The 14,029-nt window shown below is 71.8% G+C and carries 15 protein-coding genes; 7 read left to right on the top strand and 8 right to left on the bottom strand.

Translation table 11 applies throughout. From position 1 onward, the window contains the following. Window position 1: 1 nt before the first annotated feature. A complete protein-coding gene (locus ACFVYN_RS06410; RefSeq protein ID WP_389993315.1) occupies window positions 2–1,078 on the top strand; it encodes an ABC transporter ATP-binding protein in 1,077 nt (358 codons plus the stop codon). Beyond that, complete coding sequence (locus tag ACFVYN_RS06405) at window positions 1,075–2,196, top strand: ABC transporter ATP-binding protein (RefSeq protein WP_389993312.1); 1,122 nt, start codon at window positions 1,075–1,077, stop codon at window positions 2,194–2,196. Before ACFVYN_RS06410 ends, ACFVYN_RS06405 begins: the two co-directional genes overlap by 4 nt. On the opposite strand, the gene ACFVYN_RS06400 is transcribed toward ACFVYN_RS06405, so the two are convergent. The 3 genes from ACFVYN_RS06400 to ACFVYN_RS06390 all read right to left on the bottom strand — a co-directional run bounded on the left by ACFVYN_RS06400 (window position 2,097) and on the right by ACFVYN_RS06390 (window position 5,268). Next, window positions 2,097–3,200 carry a protein kinase family protein gene (locus ACFVYN_RS06400; RefSeq protein ID WP_389993309.1) on the bottom strand — a complete coding sequence of 368 codons (1,104 nt, stop codon included), beginning with the start codon at window positions 3,198–3,200 and terminating at the stop codon, window positions 2,097–2,099. The two genes, ACFVYN_RS06405 and ACFVYN_RS06400, sit on opposite strands and share 100 nt — an antisense overlap. Further along, window positions 3,179–3,847, bottom strand: a complete 669-nt coding sequence (locus ACFVYN_RS06395) for an MBL fold metallo-hydrolase (protein ID WP_389993307.1) — start codon at window positions 3,845–3,847, stop codon at window positions 3,179–3,181. Before ACFVYN_RS06395 ends, ACFVYN_RS06400 begins: the two co-directional genes overlap by 22 nt. A 65-nt stretch (window positions 3,848–3,912) precedes the next feature. Beyond that, complete coding sequence (locus tag ACFVYN_RS06390) at window positions 3,913–5,268, bottom strand: dipeptidase (protein WP_389993304.1); 1,356 nt, start codon at window positions 5,266–5,268, stop codon at window positions 3,913–3,915. Window positions 5,269–5,512: 244 nt separating this feature from the next. Between ACFVYN_RS06390 and ACFVYN_RS06385 the strand changes: the two genes are divergently transcribed. Further along, window positions 5,513–6,715 (top strand): geranylgeranyl reductase family protein, encoded by a 1,203-nt coding sequence (locus ACFVYN_RS06385; RefSeq protein WP_389993374.1) that lies wholly within the window; start codon window positions 5,513–5,515, stop codon window positions 6,713–6,715. Here ACFVYN_RS06385 and ACFVYN_RS06380 read toward each other — a convergent pair. Beyond that, window positions 6,705–7,154, bottom strand: a complete 450-nt coding sequence (locus ACFVYN_RS06380; protein ID WP_389993301.1) for a nitroreductase family deazaflavin-dependent oxidoreductase — start codon at window positions 7,152–7,154, stop codon at window positions 6,705–6,707. The genes ACFVYN_RS06385 and ACFVYN_RS06380 overlap by 11 nt on opposite strands. A 147-nt stretch (window positions 7,155–7,301) precedes the next feature. Between ACFVYN_RS06380 and ACFVYN_RS06375 the strand changes: the two genes are divergently transcribed. From ACFVYN_RS06375 to ACFVYN_RS06365, 3 genes are all read left to right on the top strand, one after another. After that, window positions 7,302–7,988, top strand: a complete 687-nt coding sequence (locus ACFVYN_RS06375; protein WP_389993298.1) for a TetR/AcrR family transcriptional regulator — start codon at window positions 7,302–7,304, stop codon at window positions 7,986–7,988. Window positions 7,989–8,114: 126 nt separating this feature from the next. Next, a complete protein-coding gene (locus tag ACFVYN_RS06370; protein ID WP_389993296.1) occupies window positions 8,115–9,353 on the top strand; it encodes a sensor histidine kinase in 1,239 nt (412 codons plus the stop codon). Continuing rightward, a complete protein-coding gene (locus ACFVYN_RS06365) occupies window positions 9,350–10,015 on the top strand; it encodes a response regulator (protein WP_389993293.1) in 666 nt (221 codons plus the stop codon). Before ACFVYN_RS06370 ends, ACFVYN_RS06365 begins: the two co-directional genes overlap by 4 nt. On the opposite strand, the gene ACFVYN_RS06360 is transcribed toward ACFVYN_RS06365, so the two are convergent. Then, the gene (locus tag ACFVYN_RS06360; protein ID WP_389993290.1) at window positions 9,976–10,263 is read right to left on the bottom strand and encodes a DUF6332 family protein; all 288 of its coding nucleotides are present in this window, start codon (window positions 10,261–10,263) and stop codon (window positions 9,976–9,978) included. The two genes, ACFVYN_RS06365 and ACFVYN_RS06360, sit on opposite strands and share 40 nt — an antisense overlap. Before the next feature lie 73 nt (window positions 10,264–10,336). Then, window positions 10,337–11,824 (bottom strand): MFS transporter, encoded by a 1,488-nt coding sequence (locus ACFVYN_RS06355; RefSeq protein ID WP_389993287.1) that lies wholly within the window; start codon window positions 11,822–11,824, stop codon window positions 10,337–10,339. Between the two features lie 86 nt (window positions 11,825–11,910). Between ACFVYN_RS06355 and ACFVYN_RS06350 the strand changes: the two genes are divergently transcribed. Then, the gene (locus ACFVYN_RS06350; RefSeq protein ID WP_389993284.1) at window positions 11,911–12,291 is read left to right on the top strand and encodes a MarR family winged helix-turn-helix transcriptional regulator; all 381 of its coding nucleotides are present in this window, start codon (window positions 11,911–11,913) and stop codon (window positions 12,289–12,291) included. On the opposite strand, the gene ACFVYN_RS06345 is transcribed toward ACFVYN_RS06350, so the two are convergent. Both ACFVYN_RS06345 and ACFVYN_RS06340 read right to left on the bottom strand, forming a co-directional pair. Then, complete coding sequence (locus tag ACFVYN_RS06345; protein ID WP_389993282.1) at window positions 12,288–13,022, bottom strand: maleylpyruvate isomerase family mycothiol-dependent enzyme; 735 nt, start codon at window positions 13,020–13,022, stop codon at window positions 12,288–12,290. The genes ACFVYN_RS06350 and ACFVYN_RS06345 overlap by 4 nt on opposite strands. Before the next feature lie 44 nt (window positions 13,023–13,066). Then, window positions 13,067–14,011 (bottom strand): LysR family transcriptional regulator, encoded by a 945-nt coding sequence (locus tag ACFVYN_RS06340; protein WP_389993279.1) that lies wholly within the window; start codon window positions 14,009–14,011, stop codon window positions 13,067–13,069. Between the last annotated feature and the right edge of the window lie 18 nt (window positions 14,012–14,029).

The raw sequence follows: 14,029 nt of genomic DNA, 5'->3' as shown, positions 1-14,029 counted from the left end.
CGTGTCCCTCCAGACCTCACCGCAACCGGCGGCCGCCGATCCCGCGGCCGCCCCCTTCCTCGACGTACGGGACCTGCGGGTGCACTTCCCGACCGAGGACGGCATCGTCAAGTCCGTCGACGGCGTCTCCTTCACCCTGGAGAAGGGCAGCACCCTCGGCATCGTCGGCGAGTCCGGCTCGGGGAAGTCGGTCACCTCGCTGGCCCTGCTCGGGCTGCACAAGGGCACGCGCGCCGCCGTCTCCGGCGAGATCAGGCTGGACGGCAGGGAGCTGGTCGCCCTTCCCGAGCGCGACATGCGCGCGCTGCGCGGCCGTACGGTCTCCATGATCTTCCAGGACCCGCTGTCCGCCCTGCACCCGTACTTCACCGTCGGCGCCCAGATCGCCGAGGCCTACCGGGTCCATCACAAGGTCTCGAAGAAGGAGGCCCGGGAGCGCGCCGTGGAGATGCTGAAACGGGTCGGCATCCCGCAGCCCGACCGCCGGGCGCGGGACTACCCGCACCAGTTCTCCGGCGGCATGCGCCAGCGCACGATGATCGCCATGGCGCTGGTCTGCGACCCCGAACTGCTCATCGCCGACGAGCCGACGACAGCCCTGGACGTCACCGTCCAGGCGCAGATCCTCGACCTGATCCGCGATCTCCAGGAGGAGTTCGGCTCCGCGGTCATCCTCATCACCCACGACCTCGGTGTGGTGGCCGACATCGCCGACGACATCCTGGTGATGTACGGCGGCCGCCGCATCGAGTACGGCACCGTGCACGACGTGCTCAAGGAACCCCAGCACCCCTACACCTGGGGCCTGTTGGAGTCGATGCCGCAGATCACCGGGGACGTCGGGCGACGACTGAACCCCATCGCGGGCTCCCCGCCGAGCCTCATCAACCCGCCCTCCGGCTGCGCCTTCCATCCCCGCTGCACCTACAAGGGCTGGGTGACCGGGGGGCGTTGCGCGGCGGAACGGCCCGAACTGGTGGCCGTCGCCGGAACCGGCCGGCACCTCGCCGCCTGCCACCTCACCCCGGAGACCAGAACAGAGATCCGCGGTCGTACGGCCGCCGGAGCCGCGCAGTGAGGGCGGCGGACGAACAGGAGCATGCCGTGAGCACCACACAGCCCGCCGCCGGGGAGCACCTGCTCGAGGTAAGCGGCCTCACCAAGCACTTCCCGATCCGCCACGGCATCGTCTTCCAGCGGCAGATCGGGGCCGTGCACGCCGTCGACGGCATCGACTTCACGGTCGGCGCGGGTCAGTCGCTCGGCCTGGTCGGCGAGTCCGGCTGCGGCAAGTCGACCACTGGCAGGCTGGTCACCCGGCTGCTGGAACCCACGGCCGGGAAGGTGGTGTTCGACGGCGAGGACATCACCCATACCCCGGAGAACCGGATGAAGGAGGCTCGCCGCAACCTCCAGATGATCTTCCAGGACCCGTATTCCTCGCTGAACCCCCGGCACACGGTCGGCACGATCGTGGAAACACCGATGCGGCTCAACGGCATCAACCCGCCGCAGGGTCACAAGAAGCGCGCCCAGGAACTGCTGGAGACGGTCGGCCTCAGCCCCGAGCACTACAACCGCTACCCGAACGAGTTCTCCGGGGGCCAGCGCCAGCGCATCGGGATCGCCCGCGCTCTGGCACTGCGGCCCAAGCTGATCGTCGCCGACGAGCCGGTGTCGGCGCTGGACGTGTCCATCCAGGCGCAGATCGTCAACCTGCTCCAGGACCTCCAGCGGGAGTTCGGCATCGCGTTCGTCTTCATCGCCCACGACCTCGCCGTCGTACGGCACTTCTGCGAACGGGTCGCGGTGATGTACCTCGGCAAGATCGTCGAGGTCGCCGACCGGCAGACGCTGTACACCGGGCCCCGGCACCCCTACACCCACGCGCTGCTGTCCGCGGTCCCCGAGGCCGACCCGGACGGCACCCGGCGGCGCGAGCGCATCCGGCTCGCCGGGGACGTGCCCTCACCGGTGGACCCGCCCTCCGGCTGCCGCTTCCGTACCCGGTGCTGGAAGGCACAGGACCGGTGCGCGACCGAGGAACCGCCGCTGGTGCGCCTGACGGGCAACGCCGAGGACCACCTGACGGCCTGTCACTTCCCGGAGGAGCCCAGCGTCGAGGCCCGGGCCGAGGACATCGTGCTCGATCCGGCGCTGACCGCATCGGGGGACAGTGCGTCGACTTCGTCGTGAGGGTAGGGCGTGAGCCTGCTCTCCTGCTCCAGCCGGCGGTTGAAGTCGCCGACCACGGTCGCCAGTCGGGCATGGCGTGAGATGAGGGCGGCGGCCGCCCTGGGGATCCCCTCGGGGCGGTTGCCGTCGGCGCACGCGCGGATGAAGTCCTCGCGTGCGTCCCTGGCGAGGCCGTACTGGTCCACGACCAGCCAGTGCACCAGGTAGGAGAGGGCGTAGGCGCGGTCGTAGCGGCGGTGGCGGGCCTGGAAGTCGCGTTCCTGCGCGGTGAGTCGGAAGCGGCTGGACAGGGACAGTCCGTAGTCGGCGAGGTAGAGCCGGCGTCCGTCGGTGAGGATGTTGCCGAAGTGGGCGTCGAAGTGGACGAGTTGCTGTTCGCGGAGGAAACCGGTGACGGCTTCGAGGCCCTGCTCCACGAGGGCGCAGGCCGAGTCGGCGTCCTGTGTGCGCAGCTGGGCGGAGAGCCAGTCGTGGACGGTGTGCGGCAGGTACTCCAGGAAGAGGGTCAGGCGCGCTGACGCGGTGCGCAGGGCCTCGATGCGCTGACGCCCGCCGCCCCAGTAGGTCACCGCCCGCTCCACGTCGGCGAGTGCCTCGGGCAGGGGGTGCGGGGTGTCGGGCAGCACCCGCCAGTGGTGCAGCAGCGGAAAGCCCGGGAAGCGATCCGAGCGCACCCAGTCGGTCGTCATCTCGTGCACGGCCAGCTCGCGCCATGCGCCGAAGCCGGGGCTGCCGATCTCGCCGATGCCGTAGTGGCAGTGGGCGGGCAGGTCGAAGAGGTTCGCCGTGGAGCGGACGTGGACCGGGTGGCGTTCGGTGTCGGTGAGCGGGACCTGTTTCACGAAGACCCGTACGCCGTCCACCTCCAGCAGCGTCGCCCGGCCACCGATCCCCGTGCCCGCGGGGGCGCCCGACGCCACCAGGTCCGCGAGGTCGCCGTCGCTCAGGAGGGCGAGGGAGGTGGCGGTGTCGGCGTGGGTGCTCAGGCGGGCGGGGGAGTCCATGGTCCCATGATCGGGTCCCCGTGACCGAAGCAGGCCAGGTTCGCGCCGAGTGCCGCCAACTTCGCGAAGGAGTCCAGGGCCTGGGCGCGGTCGACGTTGAACACGCCCAACATCACCTTTCCGTCGAACGGCGAGGCCGCCACCGCGTCCCCCGTGAACAGCACCCCGTGCTCCGGGAGATGGAGCGCGAGGCTGCCGGGGGTGTGGCCGGGGACGTGGACGACCCGGGCCCCGCCGCCGAAGTCGAGAACATCGCCCTCGGACAGCTCGGTGAGCTTCGGCGGCCTCGCGAACTCGCCCTGCGGCAGGTGCCGTAGAGCTTCCGCGTGCAGGGGGCGCTCCCAGTCCTCGAACACCGGTGGCGGACCCGGCACTTCGCCTCGTACGGCGAGGGCGTCGAGCCGGTGCGCGAGCACCTCGGCGCCGGTCACGGCGGCCAACTCGGCCGCCCCGCCCACGTGGTCCTCGTGGAAGTGGGTGAGCACGATCCGTCGCAGCTGCCCCTCGACGCGGGCGGCGATCGGCGCGGCGGAACCCGCAGGGCCCGCGTCGATCAGGGTCGACTCGTCGCCGTCGCGCCAGAGGTAGGCCTGGCCGACGGGGAAGCGCAGGAGGTGGAGGTGCGGGAGCAGCTCGATGACGTCCATGGGACGACCGTAGGAAGGCCCCCGTCCGTGGACGAGGGCCTTCTGCCGACAGCAGAGCTACCGGATCAGCTCGCCGCGTAGTTGCGCAGGAACAGGGCCTCCGCCACCGACAGGCGCTCCAGCTCCTCGGGGGAGACGCTCTCGTTCACGGCGTGGATCTGGGCCTCCGGCTCGCTCAGGCCGATGAGCAGGATCTCGGCGTGCGGGTAGAGCGCCGCGAGGGTGTTGCACAGGGGGATGGAGCCGCCCTGTCCTGCGTACTGCATCTCCTGGCCCGGGTAGGCCACCGCCATCGCGTCGGCCATCGCCGCGTACGCCGGGCTGGTGGTGTCCGCGCGGAACGGCTGGCCCTGGCCGATCTGCTCGGTGCGCACCAGCGCGCCCCACGGCGTGTGCGTCTCCAGATGCGCCTGGAGCAGCTTGGTCGCCTCGGCCGCGTCGATGCCCGGCGGTACCCGCAGGCTGACCAGCGCACGGGCGCTCGCCTGCACCGACGGGGTGGCGCCGACGACGGGCGGGCAGTCGATGCCGAGGACCGTCACGGCCGGGCGGGCCCAGAGGCGGTCGGCGACCGTGCCGTCACCGATCAGCTCGACGCCGTCCAGGACCTTGGCGTCCGCCCGGAACTGCTCCTCGTCGTACTCGAGGCCGTCCCAGGACGCGTCCGGCGTGAGCCCGTCGATCCTGGTCGTGCCGTCCTTCCCGCGCAGCGAGTCCAGTACGCGGATCAGCGCGGCCAGCGCGTCGGGGGCGGCGCCGCCGAACTGGCCCGAGTGCAGGTTGCCCTCCAGGGTGTCGACCTGGATCCGCATCATGGTCATGCCGCGCAGGGTGGCGGTGACCGTCGGCAGGCCGACGCGGAAGTTGCCCGCGTCGCCGATGACGACGGTGTCCGCCTCCAGGAGCGCGGGATGTTCCTCGGCGTACCGCTCCAGGCCGCCCGTGCCCTGCTCCTCCGAGCCCTCGGCGATGAACTTGACGTGGACCGGGATCCCGCCGTTGGCCTTGAGGGCGCGCAGCGCGAGCAGGTGCATGATCACGCCGCCCTTGCAGTCGGCGGCCCCGCGCCCGTACCAGCGGCCGTCGCGCTCGGTGAGCTCGAAGGGCGGGGTCGTCCAGCCGGCCTCGTCCAGCGGCGGCTGCACGTCGTAATGGGCGTAGAGCAGGACGGTCTTCGCGCCCTCGGGGCCGGGCAGGTAGCCGTAGACGGACTGGGTCCCGTCCGGGGTGTCGAGCAGGGCCACGTCCTGGAATCCGTCGGCAATGAGCGCGTCCGCGACCCAGCGGGCGGCGGCCTCGCTCTCGCTCCTCGGGAACTGGTCGAAGTCCGCCACCGACTTGAACGCCACCAGTTCGGTGAGCTCCGCCCGCGCCCTGGGCATCAGCTTGGCGACGGTCTCGGCGACCGGATTCGACGACATGGGCACGCTCCTTGTGGGTGCGACGTTGTACCTGTGAGTGCCGTAGATCCTCCCACAGTGGTCTGTGGGCGGGCCCGCCGTAGGATGCGGGAGACAGGTGCGGCAATGGCTTGATCGGGAGCAGCAGACCATCGTGAGCAGCGAGAACACTTCGGCGGGCGATTCTTCGGCGGGCGACTCCGCAGCGGACGCCCCCACGGCGGACGACTCTTCGGCGGACGGCGTCCAGGACGAGGGACGGCGGGTGTGGGACGTCGTCGTGGTGGGCGCGGGACCCGCGGGGGCCTCGGCCGCCTACGCGGCGGCGGTGGCCGGGCGGCGCGTGCTGTTGCTGGAGAAGGCCGAGCTGCCCCGGTACAAGACGTGCGGCGGCGGGATCATCGGCCCCTCGCGGGACTCGTTGCCGCCCGGCTTCGAGCTGCCGTTCCGGGACCGGGTGTACGCGGTCACGTTCTCGAACAACGGCCGCTTCACACGGACCCGGCGCTCCAAGCAGATGCTGTTCGGGCTGATCAACCGGCCCGAGTTCGACCAGCAGCTCGTAGAGCACGCGCAGAAGGCGGGCGCCGAACTGCGCACGGGCGCCACTGTGCAGCGCGTCGAGCAGCACGGCCCGGCGGTGCCCGACCGGCGTACCGTCGCCGTGGTCCTCCAGGGCGGCGAGACGATCCTCGCGCGGGCGGTCGTCGGGGCCGACGGCAGCGCCAGCCGGATAGGCGCGCATGTCGGAGTGAAGCTCGGCCAGGTGGACCTCGGCCTGGAGGCGGAGATCCCGGTGCCGGAGACCGTCGCCGAGGACTGGAAGGGGCGGGTGCTCATCGACTGGGGCCCGATGCCCGGCAGTTACGGCTGGGTCTTCCCCAAGGGGGACACCCTGACGGTCGGCGTGATCTCCGCGCGCGGTGAAGGCGCGGCCACCAAGCGGTACTTGGAGGACTTCGTCGGGCGGCTCGGCCTCGCCGGGTTCGAACCGAGCATCTCCTCCGGCCACCTGACCCGCTGCCGTGCCGACGACTCGCCGCTCTCGCGCGGGCGGGTGCTGGTGTGCGGTGACGCGGCGGGGCTCCTGGAACCGTGGACCCGCGAGGGCATCTCCTTCGCGCTGCGCTCCGGGCGGCTCGCGGGGGAGTGGGCGGTGCGGATCGCCGAGGCCCACGACGCGGTGGACGCCCGCCGCCAGGCGCTGAACTACGCGTTCGCCGTCAAGGCGGGCCTCGGCGTCGAGATGAGCGTCGGCAAGCGGATGCTGACCGCGTTCGAGCGCCGACCCGGTCTGTTCCACGCGGCGCTGACGGGTTTCCGGCCCGCGTGGAACGCGTTCAAGGAGATCACCCAGGGCTCGACCTCGCTTGGCGAGCTGGTCCGGGGCCGGCCGATGGCCCAGCGGGCCCTGGCCGCGCTGGACCCGCGTCCCGAGCGGCCCGCGGGCGGCGAGGTCACTTCGTGAGCGTGACCCGGAAGACGGGGTGGTCGGGGGCGATGCGGAGCAGGTCGGCGTCGGGGGAGTCGGGACCGACGCCGTTGAAGAAGACGCCGACCTCGGCCTTCCAGCGCTTGAGGTAGGCGCGCAGGAGCGGGACCTTCTCCTCGTCGGCGACCTCGGTGGCGGTGAAGGCGTCCACCTTCTTGCCCAGGTGCAGCTCGCCGCCGCCGGCCGCACGCATGTTGTGGGTCCACTGGACGTGGCCGCGCGGGGCGACCAGGTACTGCTCGCCGTCCAGGGTCATCAGATTGACCGGGGTGGTGCGCCATTCGCCGCTCTTGCGGCCGCGGACGGCCAGGACGCGTGAGCCCCAGACGCTGAGCCCGCGACGGGTCAGGAAGGCCACCGTGCGGTTGAGGACGTTGACCGTGAACCAGCCGGGCTTCTGTACGTGCGTGGACATGTGACCCCCAGGATTCGGGAGAGCGTCGCTCTCTTTTGTGAGCACCGCTCTCTTCCGGTGTCCAGTCTGGCACCGGGGCGGGCGTCAGGGCAAGAGCGGTGCTCTCGTTTGTGTGCACCGCTCTCATTCCATGGGAGACTGAGGCCCATGAGTACCGCACAAGGCGCCCGCGCCCGAGCCCGGATCGAGGTCACCGCCACCATCAAGGACGAGGCGCGCAGACAACTCGCCGCGGAAGGCGCCGCCAAGCTCTCGCTGCGGGCCGTGGCCCGTGAGCTCGGCATGGTCTCCTCCGCCCTCTACCGCTACTTCGCCAGCCGCGACGACCTCCTGACCGCTCTCATCATCGACGCCTACGACTCGCTGGGCGAGAGCGCGGAGCACGCGCACGCAGCCGTCGCCCAGGCGGGGCCGACGGAACGCTGGGTGACGGTGTGCGAGGCGGCACGCGCGTGGGCGCTCGCACACCCCCACGAGTACGCCCTGATCTACGGATCCCCGATCCCGGGCTACACCGCACCGCAGACGACGGTCCGGGCCGCCTCACGCGTGGGTCTCCTCCTCATCGGCATCACCCGCGACGCACACCGCGGCCCTGGCCTGACCGGGCCCGCACTCGCCGACGAACTGCGCCCCGAGGCCGAACGCATCGCCGCCGACCTCGCCCCCGACCTCCCGCCCGAGGTCGCCACCGCGCTCGTCGCCGCCTGGGCCCAGCTGTTCGGCCTGATCGGGTTCGAGCTGTTCGGCCAGTTCAACCGGGTGGTGGAGGACCGCGAACGGTTCTTCCGGCACGCCGTGACGCACCTCGCGCGGGGCGTGGGACTGACATGAGCGAGGGGAGCCGCGTCCCCCACGCGGCCCTCGCGCAAGGGAGGCCGTCGTACTCCGCCGGGAGTACGCGTGATCACCGCCCTCGGGGGACGTCCTCGCCGGCCCGGGACGTCTAGCGTGGCTGTCATGGACGGTGAGCGGGGCGTGCGCGGGGGCGGTTCGCCGCGGTGGTCGCGGCACGGGCCGTCGTGGCGGCGCGGTGCCGGCGACGACGGCCAGGGCACCCGGTGGCCGTGGCCGTCCACCCTGCTGATCACGTTCTTCGTGCTCGGGGGGTCGAACTACGCGGCCCATCAGCAGGTCGGCGACCGGGCCGCGCTCGATGTGTTCGCGCGGGTGCTGCTGGTGACCGGCTCCGGGCTGCTGTTGTGGCGGCATCGGCAGCCGGTGCTCGTCGTCTTCGGTACGGCGGCTGCCGCGATGCTGTACCTCGGGGCCGGGTATCCGTACGGGCCGGTGTTCCTCACCGTCGCCCTCGCCTGCTTCAGCGCCGTCGTGGCCGGGCACCGCAAGGCCGCCTGGACCGCGCTCGGGATGCTGTGGGCCGGGCACGTCCTGGTGGCTCACTGGCTCTACCAGTGGCTGCCCCCGTCCAGGGATCCGGCCGCGCCCTGGGGGCAGGAGGGCGTGATCGCCGCCTGGGTCGTCGCCATCGTCGCCGTCTCGGAGCTGGCGCGGACCCGCCGTGAACAGTGGGCCGGGGAACGGGCCGAGCGGGCCCGGGCCGCACAGCGGCGCGCCGACGAGGAGCGGCTGCGGATCGCCCGGGAACTGCACGACGTCCTCGCGCACAGCATCTCCGTCATCAATGTCCAGGCCGGGGTCGGTCTCGCCCTCCTCGACAGCGACCCCGAGCAGGCCCGCACCGCGCTCACCACCATCAAGGCCGCCAGCAAGGAGGCGCTCGGCGAGGTGCGGCAGGTGCTTGACACCCTGCGCACCCCCGGTGACGCGCCGCGCGCCCCCGCGCCGGGCCTCGACCGCCTGCCCGAGCTGGTGTCCCAGGCGGCCGGCGCGGGCCTCACCGTCGAGGTCGAGGGATCGGCGCCGGCCCTGCCGCCCGGCGCGGACCTCGCCGCCTTCCGGATCGTCCAGGAGGCGCTCACCAATGTCGTACGGCACTCGGGATCGCGGCACGCGCGCGTGCGGCTCGATCGCGACGAGGACGCGCTACGGCTGCGTATCGACGACGACGGGCCCGCGACCGGCGCCGACGCGGGCGGCAGCGGCAACGGTCTGGCCGGAATGCGGGAGCGAGCCGCCGCACTCGGTGGCACGATCGAGGCGGGCCCGCATCCAGGGGGAGGGTTCCGGGTGCTCGCCGTGCTGCCGCTCGAGGTGAAGGCCAAGGAGGACGACCGGTGATCCGCGTACTGCTCGCCGACGACCAGTCCCTCGTGCGGGCCGGTTTCCGGGCCCTGCTCGACGCACAGCCGGACATCGAGGTGGCGGGGGAGGCCCCGGACGGTCAGGAGGCGCTGCGCAAGGTGCGCGAACTGCGGCCGGACATCGTCCTGATGGACATCCGGATGCCGCTGCTCGACGGCCTCGCCGCGACCCGGCGCATCACCGAGGACGACGCGTTGAAGGACGTGAGGGTGGTCATGCTCACCACCTTCGAGCTCGACGAGTACGTCTTCGAGGCGATCCGTTCCGGCGCCTCCGGCTTCCTGGTCAAGGACACCGAACCGGAGGAACTCCTGCGCGCGGTCAGGGCGGTGGTCGACGGCGACGCGCTCCTCTCGCCGGGGGTGACCCGCCGTCTCATCGCCGAGTTCGCGGCCCGCTCCAAGGAGCCCGCGGCCGAGGGCGTCCTCGCCGGACTCACCGAGCGGGAACGGGAGGTGATGGCCCTGGTCGGCATCGGCCTGTCCAACGAGGAGATCGCCCGCCGCCTGGTCGTCAGCCCGCTCACCGCCAAGACCCACGTCAGCCGCACGATGGTCAAGCTCGGCGCCCGCGACCGCGCCCAACTGGTGGTGCTGGCCTACGAGTCGGGGTTGGTGCGGCCCGGCTGGCTGGGCTGAGGGCTCTCCCGCCGGAAGCGCACCAGCACACTGATCACCCGGGCGAAGAAGACCAGGGGTGCGATCGCGAGCCCGATGCGCAACAGCAACTTCTCCACGATGTCCGGCAGTTGGAACAGCAGCGCCGGTCCCGCCACCGCCCCGAACAGCACCGCCGCCGCGAACAGCGCACTGCACAGCGCGTATCCGATCTCGACGGTGATGGCATCCCGCTCGGCCTGGTTCCGGCGTCCCCCGTAAGTCTCCACTCCCCGAGTGTCACAGCCGTGTGCCCGGCGGAGCAAGCAGCTCGGCCGGGCACACGGTGTCGGAGGCGTCCCCCTAGTCACGTACGCTGACGCGCTCCGCCTCCCGCACAGTGGACTGGGCGACCACCACGGACCGCTGCGGGCGACGCGGGGTGCGCACTCCCGTGAGGGTGATCAGCAGCCCGGCCGCGGCGATGGCCGTGACCACGACAAGGCCGGGGCGGTAGCTGTCGAGGACGGCCTGCGGGGTGGCGTTCTCGGGGGCGCCCGCCGTCACCACGGCGGTCACGACGGCCAGGAAGATCGCCCCGCCGACCTGGACCGAGGTGTTGAGCAGCCCGGAGACCATGCCCTGCTCGTGGTCCTCGACGCCGTTGGTGGCCTGGATGTTGAGGGAGGGGAACACCAGTGCGCAGGCGGCGCCGATGAGCAGCATCGACGGCAGGATCGCGGCGGCGTACCCGGGGTTGAGGTCGACACCCAGGAACAGCGCGTATCCGACGACCATCAGTGCGAAGCCGGCCGGGATCAACCGCTGGGTGCCGAACCGGTCGACGATCGAGCCGACCTTCGTCGAGGACACGGCCACCAGTGCTCCCGCGGGCAGGAAGGCGAGCGCGGTGTGCAGTGCCGACCAGCCGAGCAGGGACTGCATGTACAGGGTCACGAGGAACTGGAAGCCCACGTACGAGCCGAAGAAGGCCATGGCACCCAGCTGGGCGCGGATCTGGGTGCCGGAACGCAGCACGCCGAGCCGGACCAGCGGACCCGGCGAACGCCGCTCGACCAGGACGAACGCCGTCAGCAGTACGGCCACGGCGAGGAAGGACAGCAGGGTGCGGGCCGAGGCCCAGCCGGACTCCGGAGCCTGGACGACGGTGAAGACCAGCAGCAGCATCGAGGCGGTGCCGAGAACGGCGCCGGGGATGTCGTATCCGTTGTGGTCCTTCTCCCGGGCGCTGCGCGGCAGCAGCCTGAGCCCGGCGAAGAGCGCGATCAGGGCGATGGGTGCGGGCAGCAGCATGGTCAGGCGCCAACTGGCCTCGGTGAGCAGGCCGGACAGCACCAGGCCCATGGAGAAGCCGGTGGCGGCGCAGGTGGTGTAGATGGAGAGCGCGCGGTTGCGCAGCGGGCCCTCCGGGAACGTCGTGGTGATGATGGACAGGCCGGCCGGAGCGGTGAAGGCCGCGCTGAGGCCCTTGATGAAGCGGCTCGCGATCAGCAGCGGGCCCGAGTCGACGAGACCGCCGAGGAGCGAGGCGACCGCGAAGACGCCGAGGGCCACCAGGAAGACCTGGCGCCGGCCCAGCAGGTCGGCGGCGCGGCCGCCCAGGAGCAGCAGGCCGCCGTAGCCGAGGATGTAGCCGCTGACGATCCATTGCAGCGTCGAGGTGGAAAGGCCCAGGTCGGCGCCGATGGACGGCAGCGCGACACCGACCATCGACACGTCCAGGGCGTCCAGGAACATCGCGGCGCACAGCACCAGCAGGGTGCCCCAGAGCCTGGGTGTCCAGCGGACCGCTGAGGACGGGTCCGCGGGGGTGGTGAGCGGAGAGGTCATGGCGAAGACACTACATGCGCATGCATCGAATGCAAACGCATTTAATTCCGATGCAATAATTCGCCTTCTCTGCTACGGTGCCGCGCATGGTGGCGAAGAAGCCCGAGCAGGCACTCGCGGAGCAGTGGCGGGACATCCTGGCGCTGCACGCGCGCACCCAGTGCGAACTGGACCGCGCTCTGCATCAACACGGCCTGTGCGCAAGCGACTTCGAGGTGCTGGATGTCCTGGCCCACGACGGCTGCGCCTACCGCGTGCAGGAGATCTCCGAGCGGGTCCATCTGAGCCAGAGCGCGCTGTCCCGGCTGATCGCCCGGCTGGAGAAGGACGGGCTCGTCGAGCGCGGGATGTGCGCGGAGGACCGGCGGGGCGTCCGCGTCTCACTCACCTCCAAGGGGCGCGCGTTGCATCGTGACGCCCTTCCGGTGCAACGCGCGGTTCTCACGCGGATGTTGGAATCCTCCTAGATCACGCCGGACTTCTCCCGCCACAGTGCGGCGACCGACGCGTCACCGCTCACCCGTGGGTACGGCAGCCGGTTCCACAGGGCCGCATACAGCCGCGCGGCGGGCCCGGACACCTCGCAGTCGGCGTCCCCCGCCTCACCGCGTTCGGTCGCCGGTGGCTCCTCGGTCAGTCGTACGGTCCACACGGCGCCGTCCGTGTCGCTCGCCCGCACCCGCAGCACCCGGGGCTCGGCGCTGCGGACCCGGCTCTTGTCGCGGGCGTGGAAGCCGCGCAGCAACTCGTCGATGCCGTCGGCCGCGAAGTCCCGCTCGAATTCCTCGGGGGCGCCGCCGCGCGCCGCCTCCGCGTCGAAGCGGTGCACGGCCGTCTCGTGCGCCTGCCGCCGGGCCCAGAAGGCGAGCGGTGAGGGGGCGGGCAGGAAATGCCAGCACCGCAGGTCGGGCGCGGCGGAGCCCAGCGTGTCGACCAGACGACGGTGACCGGCGCGGAACCAGGCCAGCAACTCCTCCCCGTCCAGGACCGGTTCGTCGCCGAAGGGGCGGAAGGCGGTCTGCTCCTGGGCCACGAACGCCGTGGCCCAGCGATGCACCGAGCCCGTGTGCCGCAGCAGGTCCCGCACTGCCCACTCGGGGCAGGTCGGCACCTTGGCGTCGGTGCTGGCCTCTTCGGCGGCCGACGCGAGCAACTGGCCCTCGCGGTCCAGGATCCGGATGAACTCGGCTGTCTCCATGGAAGGAGTGTGCCCGACGGCGCCGGGCCACCGGCTCCGCCGGGTTACCAGTCGCGGGCCGCCTGCAGCAGGTGGTCGCGGACCAGTGCCACGTGCGGATTGCCGGAGGTGCCGGGGCGCTGCACCAGGAAGGCCGTGTTGACGGGCGGGTCGTCGGGGTCGTGGAGCAGGACCAGCGCCCCCGACGCCAGTTCCTCGGCGCACAGATAGCGGGGGAGCACGGTGAACCCGGTTCCGCCGACCACCGCGGCCTTGACCGCGTTCAGGTCGGGCATGGTGACGGCCGGCTGCTGCACCAGGCGCCGGCCGAAGACGTGCCGCCAGTAGCGGCGGACGATGGGCAGGTCCTCGGCGTAGGCGACGAGAGGGACACCGTGCAGCGCTGCCGCGAGATTTTCCGGTGCGCCGAGCCGCTGGGCCCGGGCGGGGGAGGCGACCAGCACGAACTCCTCGTCGTTGAGCGGCAGGGCGGTGAGCGTGCGGCCGCGCGGCCGGAACGTGGCGATCACCAGGTCGTGGCGGCCCGCGCGCAGGTCGTCCAGGAGCGGTTCGGTCAGACTCGGTGTGATGCGCAGCCGTACCCCGTGGTCCACCAAGGGCGCGACACCGGGCAGGACGCACCGGGACAGCAGCTCGGCCGGGCCGGCGAGATGCACCGGCTCGGCAGGCGCGTCCTCCGTGCTCCCGGCGTGCCCCGCCACCGCGGCGAGCGAGTCCAGGGGCTGCATGATCCGGGCGGCGAGCTCGTCCGCGTACGGCGCAGGGGTCACGCCCCGCGCCCGGCGCTCGAACAGCTCGCGTCCCACCTGCCGTTCCAGGGTACGGATCTGGGTGGTGACCGTGGGCTGGGAGAGGCCCAGGAGACGGGCCGCGGCGGTGAAGGAGCCGGTGCGGTACACGGTGAGGAACGTCCGCAGCAGGTTCAGGTCCAGCGGGGCGCCGACGGTCTGCCCCGCATCCTCGGAGTCATTGGTGTTCCTATCCCTCATATATGCGAGCCTATTGGA

The sequence above is a fragment of the Streptomyces sp. NPDC058307 genome (assembly GCF_042880295.1).
GTDB lineage: Bacteria > Actinomycetota > Actinomycetes > Streptomycetales > Streptomycetaceae > Streptomyces.
This window is presented reverse-complemented; position numbering and strand designations above follow the sequence as displayed.

Coding starts and splice junctions, on each gene's coding strand:
- ACFVYN_RS06400 (WP_389993309.1), bottom strand. CDS start 3,200: ATGGACTCCCCCGCCCGCCTGAGCACCCACGCCGACACCGCCACCTCC.
- ACFVYN_RS06340 (WP_389993279.1), bottom strand. CDS start 14,011: ATGAGGGATAGGAACACCAATGACTCCGAGGATGCGGGGCAGACCGTC.
- ACFVYN_RS06395 (WP_389993307.1), bottom strand. CDS start 3,847: ATGGACGTCATCGAGCTGCTCCCGCACCTCCACCTCCTGCGCTTCCCC.
- ACFVYN_RS06355 (WP_389993287.1), bottom strand. CDS start 11,824: ATGACCTCTCCGCTCACCACCCCCGCGGACCCGTCCTCAGCGGTCCGC.
- ACFVYN_RS06380 (WP_389993301.1), bottom strand. CDS start 7,154: ATGTCCACGCACGTACAGAAGCCCGGCTGGTTCACGGTCAACGTCCTC.
- ACFVYN_RS06375 (WP_389993298.1), top strand. CDS start 7,302: ATGAGTACCGCACAAGGCGCCCGCGCCCGAGCCCGGATCGAGGTCACC.
- ACFVYN_RS06370 (WP_389993296.1), top strand. CDS start 8,115: ATGGACGGTGAGCGGGGCGTGCGCGGGGGCGGTTCGCCGCGGTGGTCG.
- ACFVYN_RS06390 (WP_389993304.1), bottom strand. CDS start 5,268: ATGTCGTCGAATCCGGTCGCCGAGACCGTCGCCAAGCTGATGCCCAGG.
- ACFVYN_RS06350 (WP_389993284.1), top strand. CDS start 11,911: ATGGTGGCGAAGAAGCCCGAGCAGGCACTCGCGGAGCAGTGGCGGGAC.
- ACFVYN_RS06345 (WP_389993282.1), bottom strand. CDS start 13,022: ATGGAGACAGCCGAGTTCATCCGGATCCTGGACCGCGAGGGCCAGTTG.